This window comes from Liquorilactobacillus aquaticus DSM 21051, assembly GCF_001436755.1.
GTDB classification, from domain to species: Bacteria; Bacillota; Bacilli; order Lactobacillales; family Lactobacillaceae; genus Liquorilactobacillus; species Liquorilactobacillus aquaticus.
This window is the reverse complement of record NZ_AYZD01000031.1, coordinates 1-21,941: the sequence shown is the minus strand read 5'-3', so window position 1 is coordinate 21,941 and position 21,941 is coordinate 1. Positions and strand designations below refer to the sequence as shown.

The 21,941-nt window shown below is 36.3% G+C and carries 17 protein-coding genes, 17 tRNA genes, 1 riboswitch and 1 other annotated feature; of the genes, 8 read left to right on the top strand and 26 right to left on the bottom strand.

Annotated features, from left to right (window positions below; all coding sequences use genetic code 11):
- The first annotated feature begins 723 nt into the window (after positions 1-723).
- From FC19_RS09645 to FC19_RS09635, 3 genes are all read left to right on the top strand, one after another.
- Positions 724-807: transfer RNA gene (locus FC19_RS09645), tRNA-Leu, on the top strand.
- A 514-nt stretch (positions 808-1,321) separates the two neighbouring features.
- Positions 1,322-1,903, top strand: coding sequence for a TetR/AcrR family transcriptional regulator (locus tag FC19_RS09640; RefSeq protein WP_057876742.1), 582 nt, complete (start codon positions 1,322-1,324; stop codon positions 1,901-1,903).
- Between the two features lie 823 nt (positions 1,904-2,726).
- Complete coding sequence (locus FC19_RS09635) at positions 2,727-3,215, top strand: TspO/MBR family protein (protein WP_057876741.1); 489 nt, start codon at positions 2,727-2,729, stop codon at positions 3,213-3,215.
- Between the two features lie 133 nt (positions 3,216-3,348).
- On the opposite strand, the gene FC19_RS09630 is transcribed toward FC19_RS09635, so the two are convergent.
- Complete coding sequence (locus FC19_RS09630) at positions 3,349-3,873, bottom strand: YagU family protein (RefSeq protein ID WP_057876740.1); 525 nt, start codon at positions 3,871-3,873, stop codon at positions 3,349-3,351.
- 134 nt (positions 3,874-4,007) lie between these two features.
- Positions 4,008-5,519, bottom strand: a complete 1,512-nt coding sequence (locus FC19_RS09625; RefSeq protein WP_057876739.1) for a gamma-glutamylcysteine synthetase — start codon at positions 5,517-5,519, stop codon at positions 4,008-4,010.
- 551 nt (positions 5,520-6,070) lie between these two features.
- Between FC19_RS09625 and FC19_RS09620 the strand changes: the two genes are divergently transcribed.
- The 3 genes from FC19_RS09620 to FC19_RS09610 all read left to right on the top strand — a co-directional run bounded on the left by FC19_RS09620 (position 6,071) and on the right by FC19_RS09610 (position 8,116).
- On the top strand, positions 6,071-6,832 hold the full coding sequence (locus FC19_RS09620) for a gamma-glutamyl-gamma-aminobutyrate hydrolase family protein (RefSeq protein WP_057876738.1): 762 nt from the start codon (positions 6,071-6,073) through the stop codon (positions 6,830-6,832).
- Positions 6,833-7,120: 288 nt separating this feature from the next.
- Entirely contained in the window at positions 7,121-7,399 is a 279-nt protein-coding gene (locus FC19_RS09615; RefSeq protein WP_057876737.1) for a hypothetical protein, read from the top strand.
- Between the two features lie 267 nt (positions 7,400-7,666).
- On the top strand, positions 7,667-8,116 hold the full coding sequence (locus FC19_RS09610) for a universal stress protein (protein WP_235809369.1): 450 nt from the start codon (positions 7,667-7,669) through the stop codon (positions 8,114-8,116).
- 9 nt (positions 8,117-8,125) lie between these two features.
- On the opposite strand, the gene FC19_RS09605 is transcribed toward FC19_RS09610, so the two are convergent.
- Complete coding sequence (locus tag FC19_RS09605; RefSeq protein ID WP_057876736.1) at positions 8,126-8,407, bottom strand: hypothetical protein; 282 nt, start codon at positions 8,405-8,407, stop codon at positions 8,126-8,128.
- A gap of 166 nt (positions 8,408-8,573) precedes the next feature.
- On the opposite strand from FC19_RS09605, the gene FC19_RS09600 reads away from it, so the two are divergent.
- The gene (locus FC19_RS09600; protein ID WP_057876735.1) at positions 8,574-8,861 is read left to right on the top strand and encodes a hypothetical protein; all 288 of its coding nucleotides are present in this window, start codon (positions 8,574-8,576) and stop codon (positions 8,859-8,861) included.
- Between the two features lie 224 nt (positions 8,862-9,085).
- Here the strand turns inward: FC19_RS09600 and FC19_RS09595 are convergent, their stop codons facing one another.
- Both FC19_RS09595 and pepV read right to left on the bottom strand, forming a co-directional pair.
- On the bottom strand, positions 9,086-9,331 hold the full coding sequence (locus FC19_RS09595; RefSeq protein WP_057876734.1) for a hypothetical protein: 246 nt from the start codon (positions 9,329-9,331) through the stop codon (positions 9,086-9,088).
- A 172-nt stretch (positions 9,332-9,503) separates the two neighbouring features.
- Positions 9,504-10,904, bottom strand: a complete 1,401-nt coding sequence (gene pepV / locus FC19_RS09590; protein WP_057876733.1) for a dipeptidase PepV — start codon at positions 10,902-10,904, stop codon at positions 9,504-9,506.
- Positions 10,905-11,047: 143 nt separating this feature from the next.
- On the opposite strand from pepV, the gene FC19_RS09585 reads away from it, so the two are divergent.
- Positions 11,048-11,896, top strand: coding sequence for an NAD(P)H-hydrate dehydratase (locus FC19_RS09585; RefSeq protein ID WP_057876732.1), 849 nt, complete (start codon positions 11,048-11,050; stop codon positions 11,894-11,896).
- A 63-nt stretch (positions 11,897-11,959) separates the two neighbouring features.
- Here the strand turns inward: FC19_RS09585 and FC19_RS09580 are convergent, their stop codons facing one another.
- The 21 genes from FC19_RS09580 to FC19_RS09480 form a co-directional block, all read right to left on the bottom strand.
- The gene (locus FC19_RS09580; RefSeq protein WP_057876731.1) at positions 11,960-12,673 is read right to left on the bottom strand and encodes a pseudouridine synthase; all 714 of its coding nucleotides are present in this window, start codon (positions 12,671-12,673) and stop codon (positions 11,960-11,962) included.
- A 9-nt stretch (positions 12,674-12,682) separates the two neighbouring features.
- Positions 12,683-14,269: a putative polysaccharide biosynthesis protein gene (locus FC19_RS09575; protein ID WP_057876744.1), complete on the bottom strand. Its 1,587-nt coding sequence runs from the start codon at positions 14,267-14,269 to the stop codon at positions 12,683-12,685.
- 403 nt (positions 14,270-14,672) lie between these two features.
- The gene (locus FC19_RS09570; RefSeq protein WP_057876730.1) at positions 14,673-16,016 is read right to left on the bottom strand and encodes an amino acid permease; all 1,344 of its coding nucleotides are present in this window, start codon (positions 16,014-16,016) and stop codon (positions 14,673-14,675) included.
- A 183-nt stretch (positions 16,017-16,199) separates the two neighbouring features.
- Positions 16,200-18,614 (bottom strand): leucine--tRNA ligase, encoded by a 2,415-nt coding sequence (gene leuS, locus FC19_RS09565; protein ID WP_057876743.1) that lies wholly within the window; start codon positions 18,612-18,614, stop codon positions 16,200-16,202.
- A 66-nt stretch (positions 18,615-18,680) separates the two neighbouring features.
- Positions 18,681-18,897, bottom strand: a binding site (T-box leader).
- Between the two features lie 54 nt (positions 18,898-18,951).
- Complete coding sequence (gene metK, locus FC19_RS09560) at positions 18,952-20,142, bottom strand: methionine adenosyltransferase (protein WP_057876729.1); 1,191 nt, start codon at positions 20,140-20,142, stop codon at positions 18,952-18,954.
- A riboswitch (SMK box riboswitch) is annotated at positions 20,140-20,221 on the bottom strand. It overlaps the preceding gene by 3 nt.
- Before the next feature lie 109 nt (positions 20,222-20,330).
- Positions 20,331-20,404, bottom strand: a tRNA-Asp gene (locus FC19_RS09555).
- Positions 20,405-20,411: 7 nt separating this feature from the next.
- A tRNA-Met gene (locus tag FC19_RS09550) sits at positions 20,412-20,485 on the bottom strand.
- A 13-nt stretch (positions 20,486-20,498) separates the two neighbouring features.
- A tRNA-Glu gene (locus FC19_RS09545) sits at positions 20,499-20,570 on the bottom strand.
- 6 nt (positions 20,571-20,576) lie between these two features.
- A tRNA-Ser gene (locus tag FC19_RS09540) sits at positions 20,577-20,664 on the bottom strand.
- A 16-nt stretch (positions 20,665-20,680) separates the two neighbouring features.
- Positions 20,681-20,751 (bottom strand) — tRNA-Gly (locus FC19_RS09535).
- Between the two features lie 10 nt (positions 20,752-20,761).
- Positions 20,762-20,834, bottom strand: a tRNA-Phe gene (locus FC19_RS09530).
- 39 nt (positions 20,835-20,873) lie between these two features.
- A tRNA-Asp gene (locus FC19_RS09525) sits at positions 20,874-20,947 on the bottom strand.
- 7 nt (positions 20,948-20,954) lie between these two features.
- Positions 20,955-21,028: transfer RNA gene (locus tag FC19_RS09520), tRNA-Met, on the bottom strand.
- A 15-nt stretch (positions 21,029-21,043) separates the two neighbouring features.
- A tRNA-Ser gene (locus FC19_RS09515) sits at positions 21,044-21,133 on the bottom strand.
- A gap of 56 nt (positions 21,134-21,189) precedes the next feature.
- Positions 21,190-21,263: transfer RNA gene (locus tag FC19_RS09510), tRNA-Ile, on the bottom strand.
- A 21-nt stretch (positions 21,264-21,284) separates the two neighbouring features.
- A tRNA-Met gene (locus FC19_RS09505) sits at positions 21,285-21,358 on the bottom strand.
- Positions 21,359-21,395: 37 nt separating this feature from the next.
- A tRNA-Pro gene (locus tag FC19_RS09500) sits at positions 21,396-21,469 on the bottom strand.
- Positions 21,470-21,476: 7 nt separating this feature from the next.
- Positions 21,477-21,550 (bottom strand) — tRNA-Arg (locus tag FC19_RS09495).
- An 18-nt stretch (positions 21,551-21,568) separates the two neighbouring features.
- Positions 21,569-21,654: transfer RNA gene (locus FC19_RS09490), tRNA-Leu, on the bottom strand.
- Between the two features lie 12 nt (positions 21,655-21,666).
- A tRNA-Gly gene (locus FC19_RS09485) sits at positions 21,667-21,738 on the bottom strand.
- 6 nt (positions 21,739-21,744) lie between these two features.
- Positions 21,745-21,820, bottom strand: a tRNA-Thr gene (locus tag FC19_RS09480).
- Between the last annotated feature and the right edge of the window lie 121 nt (positions 21,821-21,941).

The following is a 21,941-nucleotide window of genomic DNA, read 5'->3' as shown; positions in this document are numbered from 1 at the left end:
ACCTTGTTTTGCTAAACGTTCACATAAAACATAGCCTAAACCACGATCAGAACCTACCACAAAAATATTCATCGTATTTCCCCCTTTAGTCAAACAAACAGTACATTAACATATTTCAACTTAGATATTAAGTTACAATATATAGCATCACAACAATTGCAAAAATAGCTTGTCAACCAGCACTCATGGTAGCGTTTCCTATTTTATGTTACAAAAAGGTTATGCCTGCAATTATCTGGTACCATTCCCCTTCTATCTCCTTTCTAGACCGTAGCGTCGTATCAAATGACTTATAACTCAAACCAGCCAACTCACTTCTGGTCAACCCATTATAGACAGCCGTACTTACATCAATAAAAATTCAACGTTGTAACTACACCACATTGAATCCAACTTTTTCACATCTAAATTTTATCATCAAATTTTTTTTACGTCAATTTTTTTATTAATATACTTAAAAAGAATGATGCTTTTTGTTAAATTTATTATAGCTTATTTATAGAATAGACAATTGTACATTTTAGTCGTGTTATTTTTTTCCCAAGTAAATTAAACTAACGTGTTTAGACTCGCTCCCCACAATATGTTAAGCAACAAATTAAAAATTTTCACAGTTACTATTTGTAAACACTAAAGATTCGAGAACTTAAAAAGTAAATTCAAACAAATAATCTCTTTTATTTTTCTAGCAAGTATTGTATACTACTTAAGTACCACTTATTTGCCCTCGTGGCGGAATTGGCAGACGCGCAGCGTTCAGGTCGCTGTTTGGGTTTCCAAGTACAGGTTCGACTCCTGCCGAGGGCATAATAGATCATTGCACGTTAGGCTTTAAAAATACATTAGTGCATCAAGAGGACATCAATCAAAGTTGATGTCTTTTTTTGTTGCATAAAAAATAAGCCCCCATCTCAAATGAGACGGAGGCTTTTCGATGTTGAATCGATTAAACGTGTTGTTACTTTATATGTCAGCAACTGCCAACTATTAATTGGCAGTTAAAAATCATCTAATGTTCCCAATAATACTCCATTTTCACATACTGTAATATAATGATGATATCCTGCATGATTGACATAACTAATATAGATATAATTCTATGCCTTACGTAGCCAGCATACTTATATCGCGCATTAGGTTTGACGAACAGATTGTGCGAAAAAGGCATCGGCTAGTAACTGGTGCCTTTTTATTGTGCACAAATACAACTTCAAATCTCAAATCATACAATATTTTAAAAAGTTTATATACCAAATTATTAATAGCTTAATGTTATTGTGATAAACTATAATCATTATTAAGCAATCAGGAGGAAGATAAGATGGCATTTACTTCAACTCAAAAGCGCATTCTTAAAGCTTTTAAAGATTTACTCCTTCAAAATGGATACCGAAACGCCACAACTCATAAAATTGCTGAACTGGCCAAGGTTAATGAAACAACAATTTTTCGTAACTTCAAAGATAAGCATGGACTATTGCAGGCTACTATCGACCAGTATTTAGCTGATATCGATTACCTTAAACATGAACAAAAAGACACTGGCAATCTGGAGAAAGACTTAACAAATATGGCTGGCAAGTATCAACATTTTGTTTTTGAACATCAAGCAATCTTCATGGTTGGCCTACGTGAATCTTTTGCACTCCCCGAAGTCAATAAAGATGTAGAAAAAATTCCAATTCATTTTAAAGCTCTTTTGGTCAATTATTTAAAAAAAATGCAGAAAAGAGGACACATTTCCCAGCGTGCTGATATAGAAGTTCTTGCTATGAATTTTGTTTGGTTGAATTTTGGATATTTTCTAACTCAAAGTCGTTTTGATAATCCTCTTTTGAGTATCAGTCATGAAGAATTCCTTTCTAAAAACATTCATAGTTTTGTCAAAGAACTCACGTGTTAGTTACGGTTTTGGTATAACATACAAGTTATATAAAAACTTATCAATTCATTAAATAGATCATTAAATTAACATCTTTCTATTTATCTTTTCACTGAAATATATCTGGAAATGAACGCTTTAGCAAACAAAACTGGCAATATTGTATTAATAACTTAGCTTAAGACACAGTATTTTCTTTTCCTCAACCTTTATATCTTTTCTATGAATTTCTTCCATCAGTTTTCCCTTCAAAAAATCCAATAAAAATTTATTTAAAATTAGTTTTTTACAACAAGACAAAATGCTTGACCTTTGTTTGAAAACGTATATAATTTCATTCTGTAGTAATAATAAAGGAGGGGAAAAACTATGCTGAAATGGTATTTGGTTGACGTTAAAAGTCGAAAGAACATGACTAATGTTTTAGTACAGGCTTTTTCTCCAGCGGAAGCTCAAGAAAAAGCCTCACAAGACTTAAAATAAAAATTTAAGCGCCTCTAAATTATAAATGTACCTAACTAAAAGTTCATGTTTTTCAAAAAAAACTGGTCCAAAACTTACATTTTGGATCAGTTTTTTTCAGTTTTGAATTATCTGACTTAACGCGTTTCAATATAGTTAAGCTTTTTCAGTAACTCATTATCGTCCAACTCAGACTAGCTTTGTAATTCATAATTAATGTGCAAAAATCCATTGACTGGTGACGCGCTGCATTCTTTCTATATAAAACAGTGCAAATTTCCCTTATTAAACTAAAATAAATACTCTAGAATTTTAAGACAAGGCGTGTCTCAAATATAGCACCCTAATTTGTGTTACACTCACTGAAGAAGGGGGAGATTCTATGAAGATCAACTCAAAATATTCTAGTTTCTTTAAAGTGATGCTATTTATAGTGATTGTTGAAATGATTGGTTCACTCTCAGCACTGTTTGCAGGGGATATCAAAAAAGTCTATAACAATTTGCAGCTTCCAGCTCTAGCACCGCCCGATTTTATTTTTGGAATTGTTTGGCCTTTTTTATATTTACTAATTGGTATTTCTGGCTTTATGCTTATGCGCTCCTCACTTGGGAAAAAAAGCGATAAGTTTAGTGCTTTCATTTTATATGGCATTCAATTGTTTGTTAATTTCATTTGGAGCATTGTATTTTTTAATTTGAATTATTACTGGTGGGGTTTATTACTTATTCTTATTCTTGATCTATTAGTTTTGACCTGTATTATTCAGTTTTTTAAGATCAGTAAGAGCTCCAGTCTCTTGCTCTACCCATACCTCGCATGGATCTTGTTTGCAACCTACTTAACTTTCGGGGTGGCACTGCTAAATTAAGTATTAAACCACCATGATTAACGAAAACAAAATAATTTATAGTCAAATAAAAAACGATTTCACCCGTTCGAAAAATTTCTACTTAAAACCGGTGAAATCATTTTTAATACTGATAAATAAAAATTATAACATGTTATTCAATCACAACATGTTTCATCCGCGCTTTGAAGTCATGACGGCAAATTTCAAAGGTCCAAGCCCAAATCAAATGGCCTAGAAATTCTGAAAAATGCTCATCAAATGGCTGTAACCATGGAGCTGGGATTGTACCTAATGCTGGTAGGATAATAATATGGAAGGCGATCCAAATCACAAATCCATAAACAGTTCCTTGAAGAAATGTAACTTTAAGCCAATACTCTGCAAGCCAGCAATAAAGAATAGCGAAAACAATTGAAAATCCAAAATGTAAAATCAGGCTGACAAATTGCACATGCTGCCCAGAGTAAGTAAAGTAAGCATGGGTAACTCTATAAGGAATCCCCATCTGCTGCATTAATTCCTGCGGCGGATTGGTCAGATTACGAATTGTTGTTCGTGGAGGCAATAAACCTTCCCAACCAATTTTAACAAAACCAGAAATAATTCCTCCAATTATGCCTAAATACACAGCACGCCAAAACTTTGTTCCAGCAGATTCCTTTGCGACATCCTGCATAAACAACACACCCTTTCTTCAAATTTACAGCATTTTAATCGCTCAATACTGCACAAATATATCTTACATCAACTTTTTTTCAGTTCAAGTTTTTATAAACATTAATCGTGCTGTACTAGATAACTACAGGCAATCTATTTTACTTTTAGAGTCGGAAAAAGCGTTTTAAGATATTTTTCCGGCTGCACATTTTTTAGGGATTCTACATATACTGTTTTTGTTACCCCTTCATACGTTAATTTCAAACACTTGTTATTATTTCTTTTCGTTGTATATCTAATTCCTAACTCTACTGCTTTATAAATAAGCAACTGAGCTTGATGCGAGAAATACGTCATAGAGGGTAGTAATTTTCTAGAATTGGTCAACGACTCCTTGTGTTTTGTTGCAATCTCAGTTCCAAATTTCTGCAAACTACCATCTTTCATAACATCCAGCAATTTTGCTGAAGGAGTTAACTCCGGATATTCCAAAACATTAGTGAAATGATGTAGCACTTTTGAAAATTCTTCAATCTCAATATCTAAATCTTTTATCAGCTTTAACATCTTGTTTAAAATTGTTACTCCATCCCCATGTTTAATAGTTTGCTTGTTAGGCTGCTCCAATGCGACGTGATTATTTTCATCAAAGGATTGCTTCAGATTGTTTTTAATATTTTTCTTATCAACAGGCGTAACTAAAAGATACGCCAAAAAAATCTTCAAAAAAACTAAAGCATCACGGTTGACACCATTGCGGCTGAACGGATCATTATCAAACACTCGAAACTCTAAGTAAGAGATCCCTTCAGAATGATATTCGCTTATTTTTTCTTGTCCTCGCAGTCTAACAGGACCATAAAACTCCGCAGGACCATACAAGAAACCTTCTTTAACTGCATTCTCAATTCCATCAATAAAATTTTCAAACGATGAATACAATGTTACATTAACTTGATTTTCCCTATTGTTTACGTATCCTCGATGACTGTTACGAATACTTCTAACTGGGTGCTCGAACTTAGAAGCCTCTGACTGAGAAAAGAAGCCTTTTTCTGCTACAGGACTCGCTCCAAATAGATAAGTCAACAACCAACGATTAAGCACAAAATTTTGTGCTACTCTAAAGTACAATGCATTTTTGAAACTAATTAGGCTCTTAAAATCTTCTTTATAGTATTGATACAAACACTGAAAAAAGGAATTTGAAATACTATAATTCACATGAACTCCTGTTATAATTTTGCGAGAAACTCCATATTTATTTATTAAATACTGACGATAGTCTTCATAGGCCGGTCGGTCAAAATGATCAGCTACAAATTGTTTATCCTTATCATCCATCCTAGGAGGCATGCTTAACGGCCAAATTCTCTCGTTTTTTTGAAGTGAACGGCTCAAAATGGTTTGGAGAATATCTAATTGTTGAATAACCCCTTCAACAGAATCAAAAGGATCGGTAATAATTTCACTTTGCGACTCAGAAAAATCAGTCTGCAGGTATGGATGATGACTTCTGGAACCTAATTTTTGCGGATGAGGCTCACGACTTAGCTTCCCCGTGTGATCAATTCTATGCTCTTCAACTTCAACACCGAGAAAACTTTGAAATAACTGCCTAGAAAGGTTTTCTTTTTTTATATTGTTTAATAAATTGTCCAACATCCCTTTTATCTCCTCTTAATTGCTGTATTTGTCCCCTATTATACCGAAACTGATATTTTATGGTAGCAAACATGATTTAAGCCTTTAGAATAATATTATATTTTTGATTGAATTGTCTCTAAAAGCTTTGACAAAAAACACTATCTTTTTTTATAAAATAATAAAAAAATTTTTTTATTGACAAACAAATTGTTGTTGAGTATGATAAGAACAATATTTAAAAATGATGAGAAGAGTAGTTTTGTTTTTTAGATTAGAAAGCGACCATCAGTTGGTGCAAGGGTGGATCTGAAAACAGAGTGAAGATGAACTCAGTTAGTTCTAGAAGGTGCAAGCTTGCTAGACGGTGGGAGTCGTTAATCTCCTAGGCTTTTATTGAAGCTGACAAGGCAGTTAATGCAAATCAACTGTAAACATGGGTGGTAACACGAAGTAGCTTTCGTCCCGTTATTGATATTTATCAATAATGAGATGGAAGGTGCTTTTTTATTTCATTATCTTATTCCCTACACCTAGTTACCTCGGATTACTAAAATAAAGGAGAGCACAATATGTTACCTAAAATTGGAATTGCAAGTAATCATTTAATCCATCCAACTAAAAAATTTAATACAAATTATGTCGACTATATTCAAAAGGCATATATTGATGGTGTACGGCAGAGTGGCGGTTTGCCAATCGTTTTGCCGCTGGGTAACCCGGCTGAAGCCAAGGACTACATTGAAACTATTGATGCCCTACTATTAGCCGGTGGACAAGATGTAGTTCCAACCTTATATGGTCAGGAGCCCATTCAAGAACTTGGTGAAACAGACTTAGAACGAGACCAATTTGAAATATCATTAGTCCAAGAAGCTCTGAGAGTACACAAACCGATTTTTGGCATTTGCCGTGGGCAACAGCTTATAAATGTCGCTCTAGGTGGATCATTATATCAGGACATACATCTTCAACTTGGAATCAAAACACAACACAATCAATATCCTACTGCTTTTGACGTCCCAACACATCATGTCACAGCCACTACAAATTCTTGGCTACAGGAGTTATTCGGTCAGCGTTTGTTGGTCAATTCTTTCCATCATCAAGCTATCAATATTCTTGGAAATGGTTTAAACGTTGCTGCCCACAGTGACGATGGTATTATCGAATCTATTGAATCAAATGATGGCAACATTTTTGCAGTTCAATTTCATCCAGAATGCTTATTTAAAAAACATTCAGCTTTCGCAAAAATTTTCGACCATTTAGTTGAAAAAGCAGCCAACCAAGAAAAGAAACCAGTCGAAAACTTAATTCGCTCGGTATCATAAAAAAATACTAACAAAGAATGAGATGATAACAATGTTTCATCTCATTTTTTTGTAATAATATATTTATAGCATCCTAGTCTTTTTCTGAATACTTCAATAAAAAATTCTACATCAACTATTTCCTTATACTCTAATAAATAGAACGTTTATCCTTTTATTCTCCTTATAAAAACGAACGCTATATTAACCTAAAAATACAAAATAATTAATATTGCCCACATTACATTTTATAAATGTGTACTTTATTATCGAATTTAGGTTATAATTTATCTAAAAGGAGTGATAGAGATGCTTGACTACGCTTTTATTAGGGAATTTATGCTCTTTATAAATAAGTCAGATACTAGTACTGGTCCAACCGAAAAAGAAGCTATCAATTTTGCAGCCTGTTATAATATCAGCAGACGTGAACTGGGTTACATAGAAACACTGTTATTTGAAGCCGACTTTATTACCCATAAACCAATATGTGTTGAAAAAAGATTTGTAAATTTAACACCCGGAATTTTGACAGCTGCTGGAAAAAATTCTCTGCTAACAAGCAAAATGATACTTGAAGTTGATTAGTAAAAAAGACCATGACAGATTAGTCTTCAATTCTGTTATAGCCTTTTTCATTTTGATAAAAAATTTTATTGCTTTTTTCTTCTAAGCATTTACAATGGGGATATGAAAACAGTCGAATTTTAGCATATTTACCACCCGCTACTAACATTGTTTTGAACTTGCTATGTTAGTATTCGAACAAAAAAGAATTAACTTTTGAAAAATTTTGTGCGCAAAGTTCGAGTTAAAATTACATTCTGCAGTTTTTCCCCCAAAGGAGTGATAAAAGTGACGCTAGACTATCAAAGAATACTAGTAGCAATAGATTGGAATCCAGCCTCAGAAGAAGTTTTAAAGGTCAGTGCTGCATATGCGCGCGAACACAATCTGCAACTGGATATACTACATGTCATTGACTCTTCACTGTTAAGTTTTGGAAATGTCGATATTACTCCTTCAAATCAGAAACTTTATGTACTTGAACAAGAGAACATGAATAAACTCGAAAAAAGAATGTCTATTGAACTAAAGAATGGTTCGTCAGAATATCAGACTCACATTCATCTTCGCTTTGGCGATCCACGGAAAGTAATATCGACTGATTTTCCTTCAGAATACCGCAATGATTTAATAATTTTAGGCACGACGCAAAAAAATCGGGTCCAAAGAACTTTTGTCGGCTCAGTTTCAAATTACGTCGTCAAAACAGCCAAATGCGATGTGCTTGTTGTTCGCTAAGACTAATATCTACTTCTTGGGAAAACTAATAACAGTTCCATAGCCGTGCAGCATCATATATTTTGGACCTACAGATACTCGCACAATTTCTGAATTAAACGTCACACCTATAATACCATCACCGTTTTTTGCAGCTGCACGTTCTATTAATTTTGATTTTACTTGATTGTATAAATCATCATATTGATCTACCTCGTCGATTGTATCTGCTGTCAACGTCTGTTTTGCTGTTGCATTTACTATTCCTAAAACCATATAGGTTCTATTTATATCCCGCGTCGTTAAAAACATCCCTACACTCCTTTTTTGATACATCATTACTAATTTAATTTTAAAGTAAGTTAATTCTCTTGACAAGTACATATCATAAGTGTTTTTCCTCAAGATTCAAAATTGCCATTCACAGTTGAAACAAGTGTATGTTATACTGTTGAAGTTAATGAAAGGCGGTTATTAAATGCATTTTTATATTAATTTAACGAATAATCTTAAACTTCAAATTGATCCTGACACCATAGTGACCGGTTATCGGGTTTCGGGGAACCCCAGTGAGGGAAATCTGGAAAAAGTTATTTCGACTTCTTTTTCCGAATGGCACGAAAATAATCATAGTCATAACCAAGATAATATGCTTAGTTACCTTGCGTGTATGTTGACACATATTGATTGGTTCTCCATTGGTGCAGTTGAAGACAACCATAATCTTTTTAATACAAATAGTGTTCAAAGCATCATCAAACTATAATCCTGAAATTGTAGACATTGAGCCACATCAAGATTTAGATCTTGGTATGGCTTTTTTTTACTGCTTTGCACTGCACCATCTGCAATAACACGTTAGAGATCCATCATCACATTTCCATACACTTTTCTTTTTGAAAAACATTTATAGAGACTATTAAAAAAGAGGCTTATTTTTAAGCCCCTTCTTACATTAATTTGGTTGTTATGCAAAAGTGTTCTTCAGGTTCACAAAAAGATACGATAATTTCGTTTATTTATATTAATAACTTCTTTTGTAGTACTCTTAGAGTTCATTTTCAATAAATTTTTCAACATTTGCTCTAATTTTTCGTCATCTTTCAAACGCCCTAAAATATTCTTGTCTATTTTTACAGCAAGATGCTCTTTTTTGCTAGGTACTAAAAACACTTTCGCATCGTCACTATCCGATAAAACATTTTCTTCAAGCTCATGCATAAATCCCTTTTGCATATTACAACCCCCTCATTCACACTAACTTAAGTGTACGCCTTATTTTTTTTAATTTCAAAAAAATAAAATTATTTTCACAATTATACATTTTATTTAAGTTATTCTTCTAAAAGCTTAAAGTTATTACTAAGGTCATGTTAGGATCAAATATACTGTACTTTTTATATTGCTATTATTTAATTAATTCATATATGGACTCGGCATAAATTGCAGCGGCCTTTAATAAGTCTTCGACTGGTATAAATTCGTTTACTTGATGCATCGTGTCTGGAACATTCGGAAACATTGCTCCGAAGGCAACACCACGCTCCATTAACCGACCATAGGTTCCACCCCCAACGACAACTCCATACCCCTTATTGCCAGTCTGACGTTCATACACGCCTAACAAAGTCTTAACCATTGGATCATCCAACGGCACGTAATGTGGCTCTTGAAGTTTACCTGCTAGCTTTATAGCTGCTTTTAAAGGGGCTGTTTCCTTCTCCAATGCTTTTTTGATTTTCAAAGCTTTTATCCCCCGCGGAAAACGAAAGTTAAGAATCACGCTTCCACCACTTGAATTCTTGAAATTAAAAATACCCGCATTCATTGTTAAATCACCCATCACATTATCGGTAAAATGTATACCGAAATTATTCATGCGAGAATCCTCATGCAGCCACTTCGCAGCAAACTCAATGTAGTTTTTGGCTTCGCCACCTAATTTTAATTCATTTAAAAATAAAGCCAAATAAGTCCCGGCGTTTATGCCATTTCTTGGTTCTTGTGCATGAGCTGCTTTCCCAATCACTTCAAGTTCAATTATTCCGTTGCTTTTCTCAAACTTTCCTTGAATGGGATTTTGTGAAATAAATGCATTGAACTTTTCTTCGATTGAGTCAGAATTTATACCACTTAAATGTGCAATCGCCTCTCTTGGAACCATATTTTCACGCATACCAGCCTTAAAATCGACCAGGGTTACCTCACCTTCATTACTGCCTAAAAAGTTGACACTGTAAGTAACATTTCCCTTTTCGCCATTTATTAGTGGAAAAAAAGCATCCGGTGAAAAGCCATAATCTGGTAGCGGCATTCTTTCAAAGTAATGTTTAACACATCTCCAACCACTCTCTTCATCCGTTCCTAAAATAAAGCGTACCTTTTTACTAACGGGTAAGTTTAATTCCTTGATCAACTTTAGAGCATAGTAAGTTGCCATTGCTGGGCCTTTATCGTCAGATGCGCCACGGCCGTAAAGACGTCCATCTTTGACAACAGGAATGAAAGGGTCGGTATCCCATCCCTCTCCAGCTGGCATAACATCGACATGGGCTAGAATACCTATGACTTCGTTACCTGTACCATATTCAATATGCCCGGCAATTCCATCAAGATTTAATGTTTTAAATCCATCCCTATCTCCGATTTGCAGAAACTTCTCTAAAGCTTTCTTTGGACCAGGCCCAAAAGGAGCTTCTTTGGATGCATGTTCTTCATCACACACACTTTTAATTTTTAGTAACTCCTGCAAATCTAAAAGCAATTCATTTTTTCTTTTATCAATTTCATCTATCCAATCTATCTGCATCTTTTTTCCTCCTGAAGAATCTATTATTATCCGCTAATTTTACCATAATTAGTAATTGTCTCAGTAAATAATTACATATCTCAAAGAAAACAAATTTATGCTAAAATGTAGTAAAGTTCTTATAAAAATTAGAGGGTGATCTTATCCATCAACTGCAGGAAAGTATCTTAAAACAAATCATTTTACCGCGTCCACTAGAAAGCCACAAAGGTAATTTTGGTCACATCTTAACTATCGGTGGGAGCGAAAATTATGGTGGAGCTATCATTATGTCTTCTTCAGCTGCTGTTCATGCAGGTGCTGGACTTGTGAGTTGCGCAACAGACTCCAAGAACATTACCGCACTTCATTCGATTGTGCCTGAGTCAATGTTCATCAACTATAATAATGACATTGACTTAATTAACGCAATTAATAAATCTGATGTAATAGTTATTGGTCCTGGCCTGGGAGAAAATGCTAATGCTTTGAGCATTTTGAAAAAAGTAATTCTGAATACCACTGTAAGACATTTCGTGATTATTGATGGATCGGCAATTACCTTAGTTTCTGAACAACCAGAGCTCAAAAAAATTTTGTCAACTCGTAAAACGATTTACACACCACACCAAATGGAATGGCAACGTCTAAGCGGTATGAAAATTTCTGAGCAAAAGCCCAGTAAAAACATATTAAAACAACAAGAACTAGCTGCTACGATCGTTCTCAAAAAATATCATACAACTATCTACCATATTAATGATGCTCCATCTCAATTAGAAATTGGAGGCCCATATATGAGTACTGGCGGTATGGGTGATACTTTGACGGGCATTATTGCCGCTTTTTTGGGACAGTTTCATTTCAAAGATTATGAAAAAGTTATTGATGCCGCGGTCTATGCTCATAGTGCCCTTGCACAAAAATTAGCATCTTCTAAATATGTAGTCTTACCCACGGATATTATTAGAGAACTCCAAAGTTTTATGCGCATATACGCATTACGCTCCTAGAATTCCATGTAACGCGATAAGTCCTGCTTATGATTCTTGTTTTAAGCTCTTTCTTTAGATGAATTAGCCTTTTCTCAGTTTCAAAACTTCTGAATTCGTTAATTCTCGATATTTACCTACCGTAAGGGTCGTATCTAATCTCAACGGACCCATCTCGACTCTTTCCAATGCCACAACACGCATTGAAAGAGCTCCAAACATTCTCTTTATCTGGTGATACTTACCTTCACTTATTGTTATTCTGATCCAGCTGTACCCGTCTTTGCTCTTTAAGATCCGAACTTTAGCTTCTTTAGTTTGCGTACCATCTTTAAGAAGTATTCCAGATGTAAGCTTTGCAATTGCGTTCTCATCAACAATCCCAGCAACTTTAACTTCGTAAACTTTATTGACATGGCGTACGGGTGATAGAAGTTGATGCGCCAATTTTCCATCATTCGTTATTAGCAGCAGACCGGTAGTGTTCTTGTCAAGCCGCCCGACAGGAAACAAACCTTGCTGCTGATCATTTTTATCTAGCAAATCAAGAACAGTTTTTTGATTCATATCACTGGTCGCTGATATGACACCTTGTGGTTTATTTAACATATAATAAAAAAATTTTTGATAATCAAGTATTTTGTTATCTAGTTGTACTTTATCAGTTTGCTCCTTAATCTGCTTCTTCCCATTCAGTACATTATGAGAGTTTACAGTAACACGACCATCTTTTATTATTTTTCTCACTTCTGAGCGCGTTCCCAATCCCATATTAGCTAAATATTTATCAAGTCTCATTTTCAAGCCTCACTTAATACGCAGGAAACGGCGTAAAGATTCTACCCTTTTTCCCAATATTTTATCCGCAATTCGTGTCTTAAGACACAAATATAAGTATACATATCCACCCACCATTACTGCCAAAATTAAGACAATTAATGACTGAACTCTGCTGTATTGATTAAAGAAAATGTCTCCGAGTTGGACCACCGCGAAGGCTGCCACAAACATCAACAGTGAAAAAAACAGTAAGCCATCAAACCGACGTATAATACGCTGGAAGTCCATTTCAAAATGCAAATAGAAAAAACGCAGCATCAGCACATTAGAGACCATCATCCCTATCCCGGTGGCTAACAACGGCCCAAAACCTTGCAATAAAGCAATTAGAGGCACTTGAATGATTGCTTTCACAATAAGACCGATGGCAAAATATTTTATTGCAATTTTATTGCGATAAACTCCTTGCAAAAGAGATGAAAGGACCATAAATAAACCGATCGGCAAAGCAATGTAAGAAGCAAAGCTTAGTATAAAAATGCCAGTATAATCATACGTGTAGAAAATAACATACAGCGGTTTAGCTACAGCCGCCATCCCTAATGAACATGGCAACATAACAATCAAGAACAATTCAAGTGCATCATTTATTTGAGTAGCAATTTGTTTCCTGTCTTTTTTAGTATATGCTTCAGAAAGCAACGGTATTACAGTTATTGACATTGCTGAGGCCAGTGATATCGTAATCATAATTAACTTGTTGGCATTTCCTGCAAAAAGCGCAAACCAATCATTTATTTGCCTAACACTTAGTTCTGAAAAATGCTGCATCACTGCTTGGAAGCTAAATTGATCAATCACATTATATATCGTTGTCGATACTCCGATGATAATAAATGGAATTGATTCATACAAAACTTCTTTAATAATATATCTATCTGAAATCTTTAATTTATTTGCACTTTGAAGAACAAGTTGATCCATATGTTCTTTTTTTCGAAAATAGTACAATATCAGTATCAACAATCCACCTAACGATCCAACGAATGCTGCGAAAGTCGAGTGAACTACACCAGTTACATAGCTTCCCTTTACGACACGCATAATAAAGAAAGTTGCCGCTAACATATAGATAATACGCACTATCTGCTCCAATAATTGTGACATAGCTGAAGGAAACATATCCTGATATCCTTGAAAAAAGCCACGTGTCAAACTCATAACAGGTATAATTATTAAAGCAATGGACAACGAACGATAAACAGGTACTAGATTAGTATCACCTTGTGAAATCAAGGGGGCGCCAAACCACATCACAACCATACTTGTAATGCCAATTATTATCATCAATAATAATGATCTCTTAAATAAGCGCAAACCAATTGCATATTCATTTTGAGCATTATAATGAGAAACCTGTTTCGCCACGGCTGAAGGAATTCCAGAAATCGCAATCATCAAAAACATACTATAAACTGTATATCCCTTTGTATAAAGAGCATTAGCCTGCAACTTATCTGCTCCAAACCACCCATACCAAGGAATAATATAAAGCGCACCCAAAATACGCGAGAAAATACTCCCAAGTGTCATCCATGCTGAACCTCTCAACATTTTTTCTTTTGCTGATTTACCAGGTTTCACATTTTCATCAAAATTACTAGGTTCAATTTTCTTGCTAGGAATCCATCTTGCCATTTTATTATCCTACCTTTTCGCTTATTCAACTTTATTAAGTTTAAACTGTTTTGGAATAACAAGCAATGCATTCAATTATTAGATACCATAAGGTTATTTACTCTCCTTTTATCAATGTATGCTCCATACATTTCATTCCTTAAATACCAAGGTGGTGGAGCAAAATATATTATTTTACTCCACCACCTTGTATTAAATCTTGTATTATACACCTTAAAATATTTCAACTTATAAGCCTTACTTACAAATCCTTATTACAGAAGAAATAAGCTTTACATCTAATTTTTATTTTCAGCTAGAATTCCATCAAACGATAAAATTACAGTTCTTTTTTTGCAAAAGAAAATCTATAAATCAGTCCTAATGCTGCAAACCAAACAATCGAAAAAATGAGGGACAGCAGCGTACTCTTGCTCAATGCTAGAAGAAATAATACACCAATAAAGAATATAATTGTAATAACATTAGAGAAAGGATACAGCGGCATTGGAAAAATTCTCTTTTGATCTTTATTTTGCAATCGATATTTGTAATGACAAACAACTAAAACTACCCATACAAAAATAAAACTAATTGTCGCCACCCCTGAAATAATTTCAAAAACACTTTTCGGAACAACATAATTCAATAATACAATAATAAATAAAACAACAGAAGAAAAAATCAACGATTGAACCGGAACGCTTTGGTGGCTTGTCTTACCAAAAAAATGTGGTGCTTTTTTACTATGTGATAAAACATAAAGTGTACGACTTGTACTAAAAATCGCACTATTGCAAGCTGATAATGCGGCTGTCAAAACCACAAAGTTTATAACTCCCGCAGCAACTTTAATTCCTATTCCAGAAAAAACTTGTACAAAAGGACTTGAAGTAGTAGTTATCTCGTTCCATGGATAAATACACATCAAAACAAACATGGATCCTAAGTAGAATAAGCCTATTCGTATTGGCAAACTATTGATAGCACGTGGAATATCTCTTTTAGGATCTTCAGTCTCACCAGATGTTAGACCGACCATTTCAATTCCTGTAAAAGCGAAAATCACCATCGGAAAAGCTGCTAAAAGGCCTGACCATCCTTTAGGAAAAAAGCCGCCATAGTTGAACAGATTGCCTATACTTACTTGGTGACCGCTGACATCAGTCTGAAACAAAATTAAAATAATTCCAGTCACAATTAAAGCTATGATTGCTAAAACCTTAATACTTGCAAACCACGACTCAAGTTCGCCATAAATTCCTACACTCAGTAAGTTAAAACCCAGCAGAACAAGAATAATCACCAAGGGAGTTACCCATTGGGGAATAGAAGGGAACCAGTAACCAATATAGATTCCGCTAGCCGTCAGATCCGCCATTGCAAGGCTTTCCCAGCATAACCAATATGTCCAACCAATAACAAATTCCCATCCATCACCTAAATAAACCCGCACAAAATCAATAAATGATGTAAGTTTTGTGTTAGATAATACTAATTCACCAATTGCACGCATCATAAAAAAACAAATAATGCCAGCAATTAAATAAGCTAAAATGATTGATGGACCGGCTTTTTGTATTGCAGTCCCAGAACCAAGAAACAATCCTGTTCCGATTGCGCCCCCAATGGCTATCATCTGCACATGTCGATGCGTCAGGGCCCGCGAAAGTTCGTTTTTCATATTTTCTAACAATCCTCCTAAATTAAAAAAAATTAATGCACTTAAATCTTAATAACATATGTTTCTAATTGTATAAAATTAATGTCAACGTTGCAAATAAAATTTTATGCTTTTTATTAACAAAAAAAGACCAGCATTCAGAAAAATGCTTGATCTTTTTTCCCATAATCTTTAATAGCTATATTATTTTACAACGATACTAACTAGTTTGCCTGGAACCGCAATAACTCGTTTAACATCTTTACCGCTAATAGCCTTTTGAACTTTTTCGTCATCCAATGCTTTTTTCTCTAGGTCTTCCTTTAAAATTGCCTTAGAAACTGTCAAATGCTGTTTTACCTTGCCGTTCACTTGAACTACAACTTCAATTGTATCTTCAACCAGCTTAGCTGGATCAAATTTTGGCCATTCCTCATAAGTAATTGTCCCAACGTGACCTAATCTTGTCCATAATTCCTCTGCGACATGTGGGGTAACTGGCGATATCATCTTAACAAAACCTTCAATATACTCAAGTGGCAAAGCATCTACTTTATACGCTTCATTAACAAAGACCATTAATTGTGAAATAGCTGTGTTGAAGTGCATTGCAGCATAATCTTCCGTAACCTTCTTAACGGTTTGATTATAGACACGCTCTAACTTACCATCATTTAATGTTGTAATACGATCACGTAAATTGTCCTCTTCATCTATGATTAAACGCCATGCTCGATTAATAAAGCGATTAGCTCCATTTAGTCCATCCTCGCTCCATGCAATTGATGCGTCAAGAGGTCCCATGAACATTTCATATAAGCGTAAAGTGTCAGCACCATATTGCTCAACAATATCATCTGGATTAACAACATTTCCTTTGGATTTAGACATTTTTTCATGATTGTCTCCTAGAATCATTCCTTGATTCACCAACTTTTGGAATGGCTCTTTTGTAGGAACTACGCCTATATCATAAAGAAATTTGTGCCAGAAACGTGCATATAAAAGATGAAGTACAGCATGTTCCGCACCACCCACATACAGATCAACTGGCATCCATTCTTTTAATTTGTCATAGTCAGCAACCGCACCTTGATTATGCGGATCTACATAACGAAGGAAGTACCATGAACTTCCTGCCCACTGTGGCATTGTATTTGTTTCACGCTTTCCTTTGCGTCCGTTTTTATCAACTACATTAATCCAATCATCAAGATTAGCAAGTGGGCTTTCACCGGTTCCAGAAGGCTTTATATCCTTTGCCTTTGGGAGACGCAAAGGCAGTTCATCTTCTGGTACAAGTGTTGTTTTTCCATCTTCCCAGTGAATAACTGGAATTGGTTCGCCCCAGTATCGTTGACGAGAAAACAACCAATCACGCAAACGATAATTTACTTTTTTATCCCCTGCTTTGTGTTCCTTCAACCAATCAGTAATTGTTTGGATAGCTTCTCCCTTATCCATACCATTCAAGAAACCTGAATTGATGTGCGGGCCATCCCCCGTATAAGCTTCCTTGTCGATATCACCGCCCTCAATAACCGGGATAATAGGCAGGTTGAATTTAGAAGCAAATTCATAATCACGCGTATCATGTGCGGGAACAACCATCACTGCACCTGTTCCATACGTAGCAAGTACATAGTCAGCTATCCACAGTTCAACTTTTTCTCCACTAACTGGGTTAATTACATAGCTGCCAGTGAAAACACCCGTTTTTTCCTTTGCCAGATCTGTTCTTTCCAAATCAGATTTATGCAAAACTTTTTGGATATAAGCTTCTACAGCTTGCTTTTGTTCTGGTGTAGTTAATTCTTTAACAATGTCTAGTTCAGGTGCTAAAACAAGTGCTGTTGCACCGAAAATAGTATCTGGACGAGTTGAAAAGACTTCTATTTCTTTATGCTCATGTCCAGCAACCTTAAATCTGATACTTGCACCAACAGATCTTCCAATCCAATTACGCTGCTGCTCCTTGATATTTTCAGGCCAATCAACATCATTTAAATCTTCAATTAGACGATCCGCATAAGCCGTTATCTTTAAAACCCATTGTCGCATTGGTTTACGAATAACTGGAAATCCGCCACGTTCAGTTTTGCCATCAATGACTTCCTCATTCGCAACAACAGTTCCAAGATCAGGACTCCAATTAACAGCCACCTCGTCTTCATATGCAAGACCTTTTTCATAAAGCTTCTCAAAAATCCACTGTGTCCACTTGTAATAAGAAGGATCTGTCGTGTTAATTTCTCGATCCCAATCATATGACAGACCAAGAGATTTGATTTGTCTTCTAAAATTATTGATATTTTCTTTAGTAAACTTACGTGGTGAATGTCCTGTGTTAAGAGCATATTGTTCAGCTGGCAGTCCAAATGCATCCCAGCCCATCGGATGTAAAACATTATATCCTTGCATCCGTTTCATACGTGCAATAATATCAGTTGCTGTATATCCTTCGGGATGTCCAACATGCAATCCCTGTCCAGATGGATACGGGAACATATCTAAAGAATAGAACTTTTTACGTTTAGGATCCTCCGTAGTTTTAAAAGTTTTATGTGTTTCCCAGTAATGCTGCCACTTTTTTTCAATTGTTTTATGGTCATAACCCATTGTCTTGTTCATTCCCTCCATAAGAATTAAATAAAAAAGTCCTATAGAAGCTCTTTCAAAAACTTCATATAGGACGAGAAGACTCGCGGTACCACCTATTTTCCAGTATAAAATAATCATTACACTGGCACTCTATTTTTTAACGGAAATACCCGTCCTTGCCTACCAAAAATTCAGCAAGAAACTCTAAGGTGAGTTCAAAGCGGTGCTATGTGTACTTACACCTAAACGTACACTCTCTTAAATAGCAATCTCCTCTACTAATCCTTATCAGCGTTTTATTTACATCATCGTAGCAAAACAAGCTTAAAATTGCAAGACACTACAATGTAAATTATTACAAATTCAAAGCTTTTTTCAACTCGTTGACTTTATCGGTCTTCTCCCAAGGTAACTCAATGTCAGTACGACCAAAATGACCATAAGCTGCTGTTTTTTTGTAAATAGGCCTTTTTAGATCAAGCATTTCAATGATTCCAGCTGGTCTTAAATCAAAGACTTTACGGATAGCTGCCTGAAGATCTTGTTCAGAAAACTTTGATGTTCCAAAAGCATTTACTGAAATTGATACCGGCTGTGCTACACCAATTGCATAGGCCAACTGAACCTCAACTTGAGTTGCGATTTTAGCAGCAACAATATTTTTTGCTATGTATCTAGCTGCATAACTTGCGGAACGATCAACCTTCGTAGCATCTTTGCCAGAAAAAGCGCCACCGCCATGATGAGCATAGCCACCATAAGTATCCACAATAATCTTACGACCTGTTAATCCAGCATCACCTTGCGGACCACCAACAACAAATCGACCAGTAGGATTAACAAAATATTTCGTTTTTTCATCTAAGAATTTCTTAGGAATTACAGTCTTAATAACCTTTTCGACCACATCTTTGCGAATTGTCTCTAAACTTGTATCCGCATCGTGCTGTGTAGAAATAACAACCGTATCCACTCGCACGGGTTTGTTATTTTCATCATATTCCACCGTTACTTGAGCTTTAGCATCCGGTCCTAAATATCTTAAGACATGGTTTTTTCTAATTTCAGCTATTTTACGCATCAGGCGGTGACTCAAAGAAATCGGTAATGGCATCAATTCTGGTGTTTCATCGATAGCATAGCCAAACATCATTCCTTGATCCCCTGCACCTATTTGATCTAAAGGATCGACCTCTCCTGCACGATTTTCAAGCGATCTGTCAACACCTTGTGCAATATCTGGTGATTGTTCATCAATAGATGTCATTACTGCACAGTTATCACCGTCAAAACCATATTTATTGTTGACATACCCAATTTCCTTGATTGTATCCCTAACAACTTTTTGAATATCAATATATGCGCTAGTAGAAACCTCTCCAACAACTACAACTAGTCCAGTAGTAACCGTAGTCTCACAAGCCACACGTGCATCAGGATCCTTTTCTAGCAGTGCATCTAGAATTGCATCACTTATTTGATCAGCAATTTTATCTGGATGACCTTCTGAAACTGATTCTGACGTAAATAAATGTCTTTCTGACACGATAATTCCCCCATTCAGTAATTTGGTTACAAGGCATCTTCACACAAATGAATCCTATCGGGAATGTGCTGTAACATATTTCATTCTAACACATCTTATCATTTGTTGGAACATCGATATTCAAGAGGTATTTACACGAAAAAAGCACTGTCAATTTGCATTAACAGTGCTTTACTAAATAAGTTTTACGGTCCTAGCCGGATTTGAACCGGCGATCTCCTGCGTGACAGGCAGGCGTGATAAACCCCTACACCATAGGACCATACTAATTGCGGGAGAAGGATTTGAACCTACGACCTTCGGGTTATGAGCCCGACGAGCTACCAGACTGCTCCATCCCGCGATAATTATTAAAGTGACCCGTACGGGATTTGAACCCATGTTACCGCCGTGAAAGGGCGGTGTCTTAACCACTTGACCAACGGGTCAAAAAACGGAGAAGGAGGGATTTGAACCCTCGCGCCGCTTTCGCGACCTACACCCTTAGCAGGGGCGCCTCTTCAGCCACTTGAGTACTTCTCCATATTAGAAATGTATAAGCGGGTGACGAGAATCGAACTCGCGACAACAGCTTGGAAGGCTGTGGTTTTACCACTAAACTACACCCGCATAATTTTTATGGCGCGGGACAGAATCGAACTGCCGACACATGGAGCTTCAATCCATTGCTCTACCGACTGAGCTACCGAGCCATAAGCATAAAATATAATCAAAAATATCTTAACTATAAGCGGTCCTAGCCGGATTTGAACCGGCGATCTCCTGCGTGACAGGCAGGCGTGATAAACCCCTACACCATAGGACCATACTAATTGCGGGAGAAGGATTTGAACCTACGACCTTCGGGTTATGAGCCCGACGAGCTACCAGACTGCTCCATCCCGCGATAATTATATTAAAAAGGAGGATAAGAGATTCGAACTCTTGCGTGGTTTTACCCACCTGACGGTTTTCAAGACCGTTCCCTTCAGCCAGACTTGGGTAATCCTCCATAATTTAAGCACCAATCATGCTTGATAACACATCAAAACTAACATACCAGCACTATGGACCTTGTAGGACTCGAACCTACGACCGGACGGTTATGAGCCGTCTGCTCTAACCAACTGAGCTAAAGGTCCAAGTTCTATACAAAAGATCTATCGCGGTGAAGGGGATCGAACCCCTGACCTCCCGGGTATGAACCGGACGCTCTAGCCAGCTGAGCTACACCGCGATTTGATTTATCAAAGAAAAGATGTTTTCTCATCTAATCGGGAAGACAGGATTCGAACCTGCGACCCCCTGGTCCCAAACCAGGTGCTCTACCAAGCTGAGCTACTTCCCGATGAATATGCACCCAGTAGGAGTCGAACCTACAACCTTCTGATTCGTAGTCAGACACTCTATCCAATTGCGCTATGGGTGCAATATAATTAAATGAAAATGCCGAGGACCGGAATCGAACCGGTACGGTAATCACTTACCGCAGGATTTTAAGTCCTGTGCGTCTGCCAGTTCCGCCACCCCGGCAAAAACGTGACAAGCGGAAGACGGGATTCGAACCCGCGACCCCCACCTTGGCAAGGTGATGTTCTACCACTGAACTACTTCCGCATAATATGGTGCCGACTAGACGATTCGAACGCCCGACCCTCTGATTACAAATCAGATGCTCTACCAACTGAGCTAAGTCGGCAAACTTACGTTTGCAATCACAAACGACTTAATTATCTTATCATATAGGTGCATCATTGTCAAACAAAAATTGACCTATGAGTCGTGACAGGCTCGAACTGTCGACCCTCTGATTAAAAGTC

Excerpts from the sequence above, each read along its gene's own strand:
- FC19_RS09640 (WP_057876742.1), top strand. The coding sequence starts at position 1,322 with ATGGCATTTACTTCAACTCAAAAGCGCATTCTTAAAGCTTTTAAAGAT.
- FC19_RS09635 (WP_057876741.1), top strand. The coding sequence starts at position 2,727 with ATGAAGATCAACTCAAAATATTCTAGTTTCTTTAAAGTGATGCTATTT.
- FC19_RS09630 (WP_057876740.1), bottom strand. The coding sequence starts at position 3,873 with ATGCAGGATGTCGCAAAGGAATCTGCTGGAACAAAGTTTTGGCGTGCT.
- FC19_RS09625 (WP_057876739.1), bottom strand. The coding sequence starts at position 5,519 with ATGTTGGACAATTTATTAAACAATATAAAAAAAGAAAACCTTTCTAGG.
- FC19_RS09620 (WP_057876738.1), top strand. The coding sequence starts at position 6,071 with ATGTTACCTAAAATTGGAATTGCAAGTAATCATTTAATCCATCCAACT.
- FC19_RS09615 (WP_057876737.1), top strand. The coding sequence starts at position 7,121 with ATGCTTGACTACGCTTTTATTAGGGAATTTATGCTCTTTATAAATAAG.
- FC19_RS09605 (WP_057876736.1), bottom strand. The coding sequence starts at position 8,407 with ATGTTTTTAACGACGCGGGATATAAATAGAACCTATATGGTTTTAGGA.
- FC19_RS09600 (WP_057876735.1), top strand. The coding sequence starts at position 8,574 with ATGCATTTTTATATTAATTTAACGAATAATCTTAAACTTCAAATTGAT.
- FC19_RS09595 (WP_057876734.1), bottom strand. The coding sequence starts at position 9,331 with ATGCAAAAGGGATTTATGCATGAGCTTGAAGAAAATGTTTTATCGGAT.
- pepV (WP_057876733.1), bottom strand. The coding sequence starts at position 10,904 with ATGCAGATAGATTGGATAGATGAAATTGATAAAAGAAAAAATGAATTG.
- FC19_RS09580 (WP_057876731.1), bottom strand. The coding sequence starts at position 12,673 with ATGAGACTTGATAAATATTTAGCTAATATGGGATTGGGAACGCGCTCA.
- FC19_RS09575 (WP_057876744.1), bottom strand. The coding sequence starts at position 14,269 with ATGTTGAGAGGTTCAGCATGGATGACACTTGGGAGTATTTTCTCGCGT.
- FC19_RS09570 (WP_057876730.1), bottom strand. The coding sequence starts at position 16,016 with ATGAAAAACGAACTTTCGCGGGCCCTGACGCATCGACATGTGCAGATG.
- leuS (WP_057876743.1), bottom strand. The coding sequence starts at position 18,614 with ATGGGTTATGACCATAAAACAATTGAAAAAAAGTGGCAGCATTACTGG.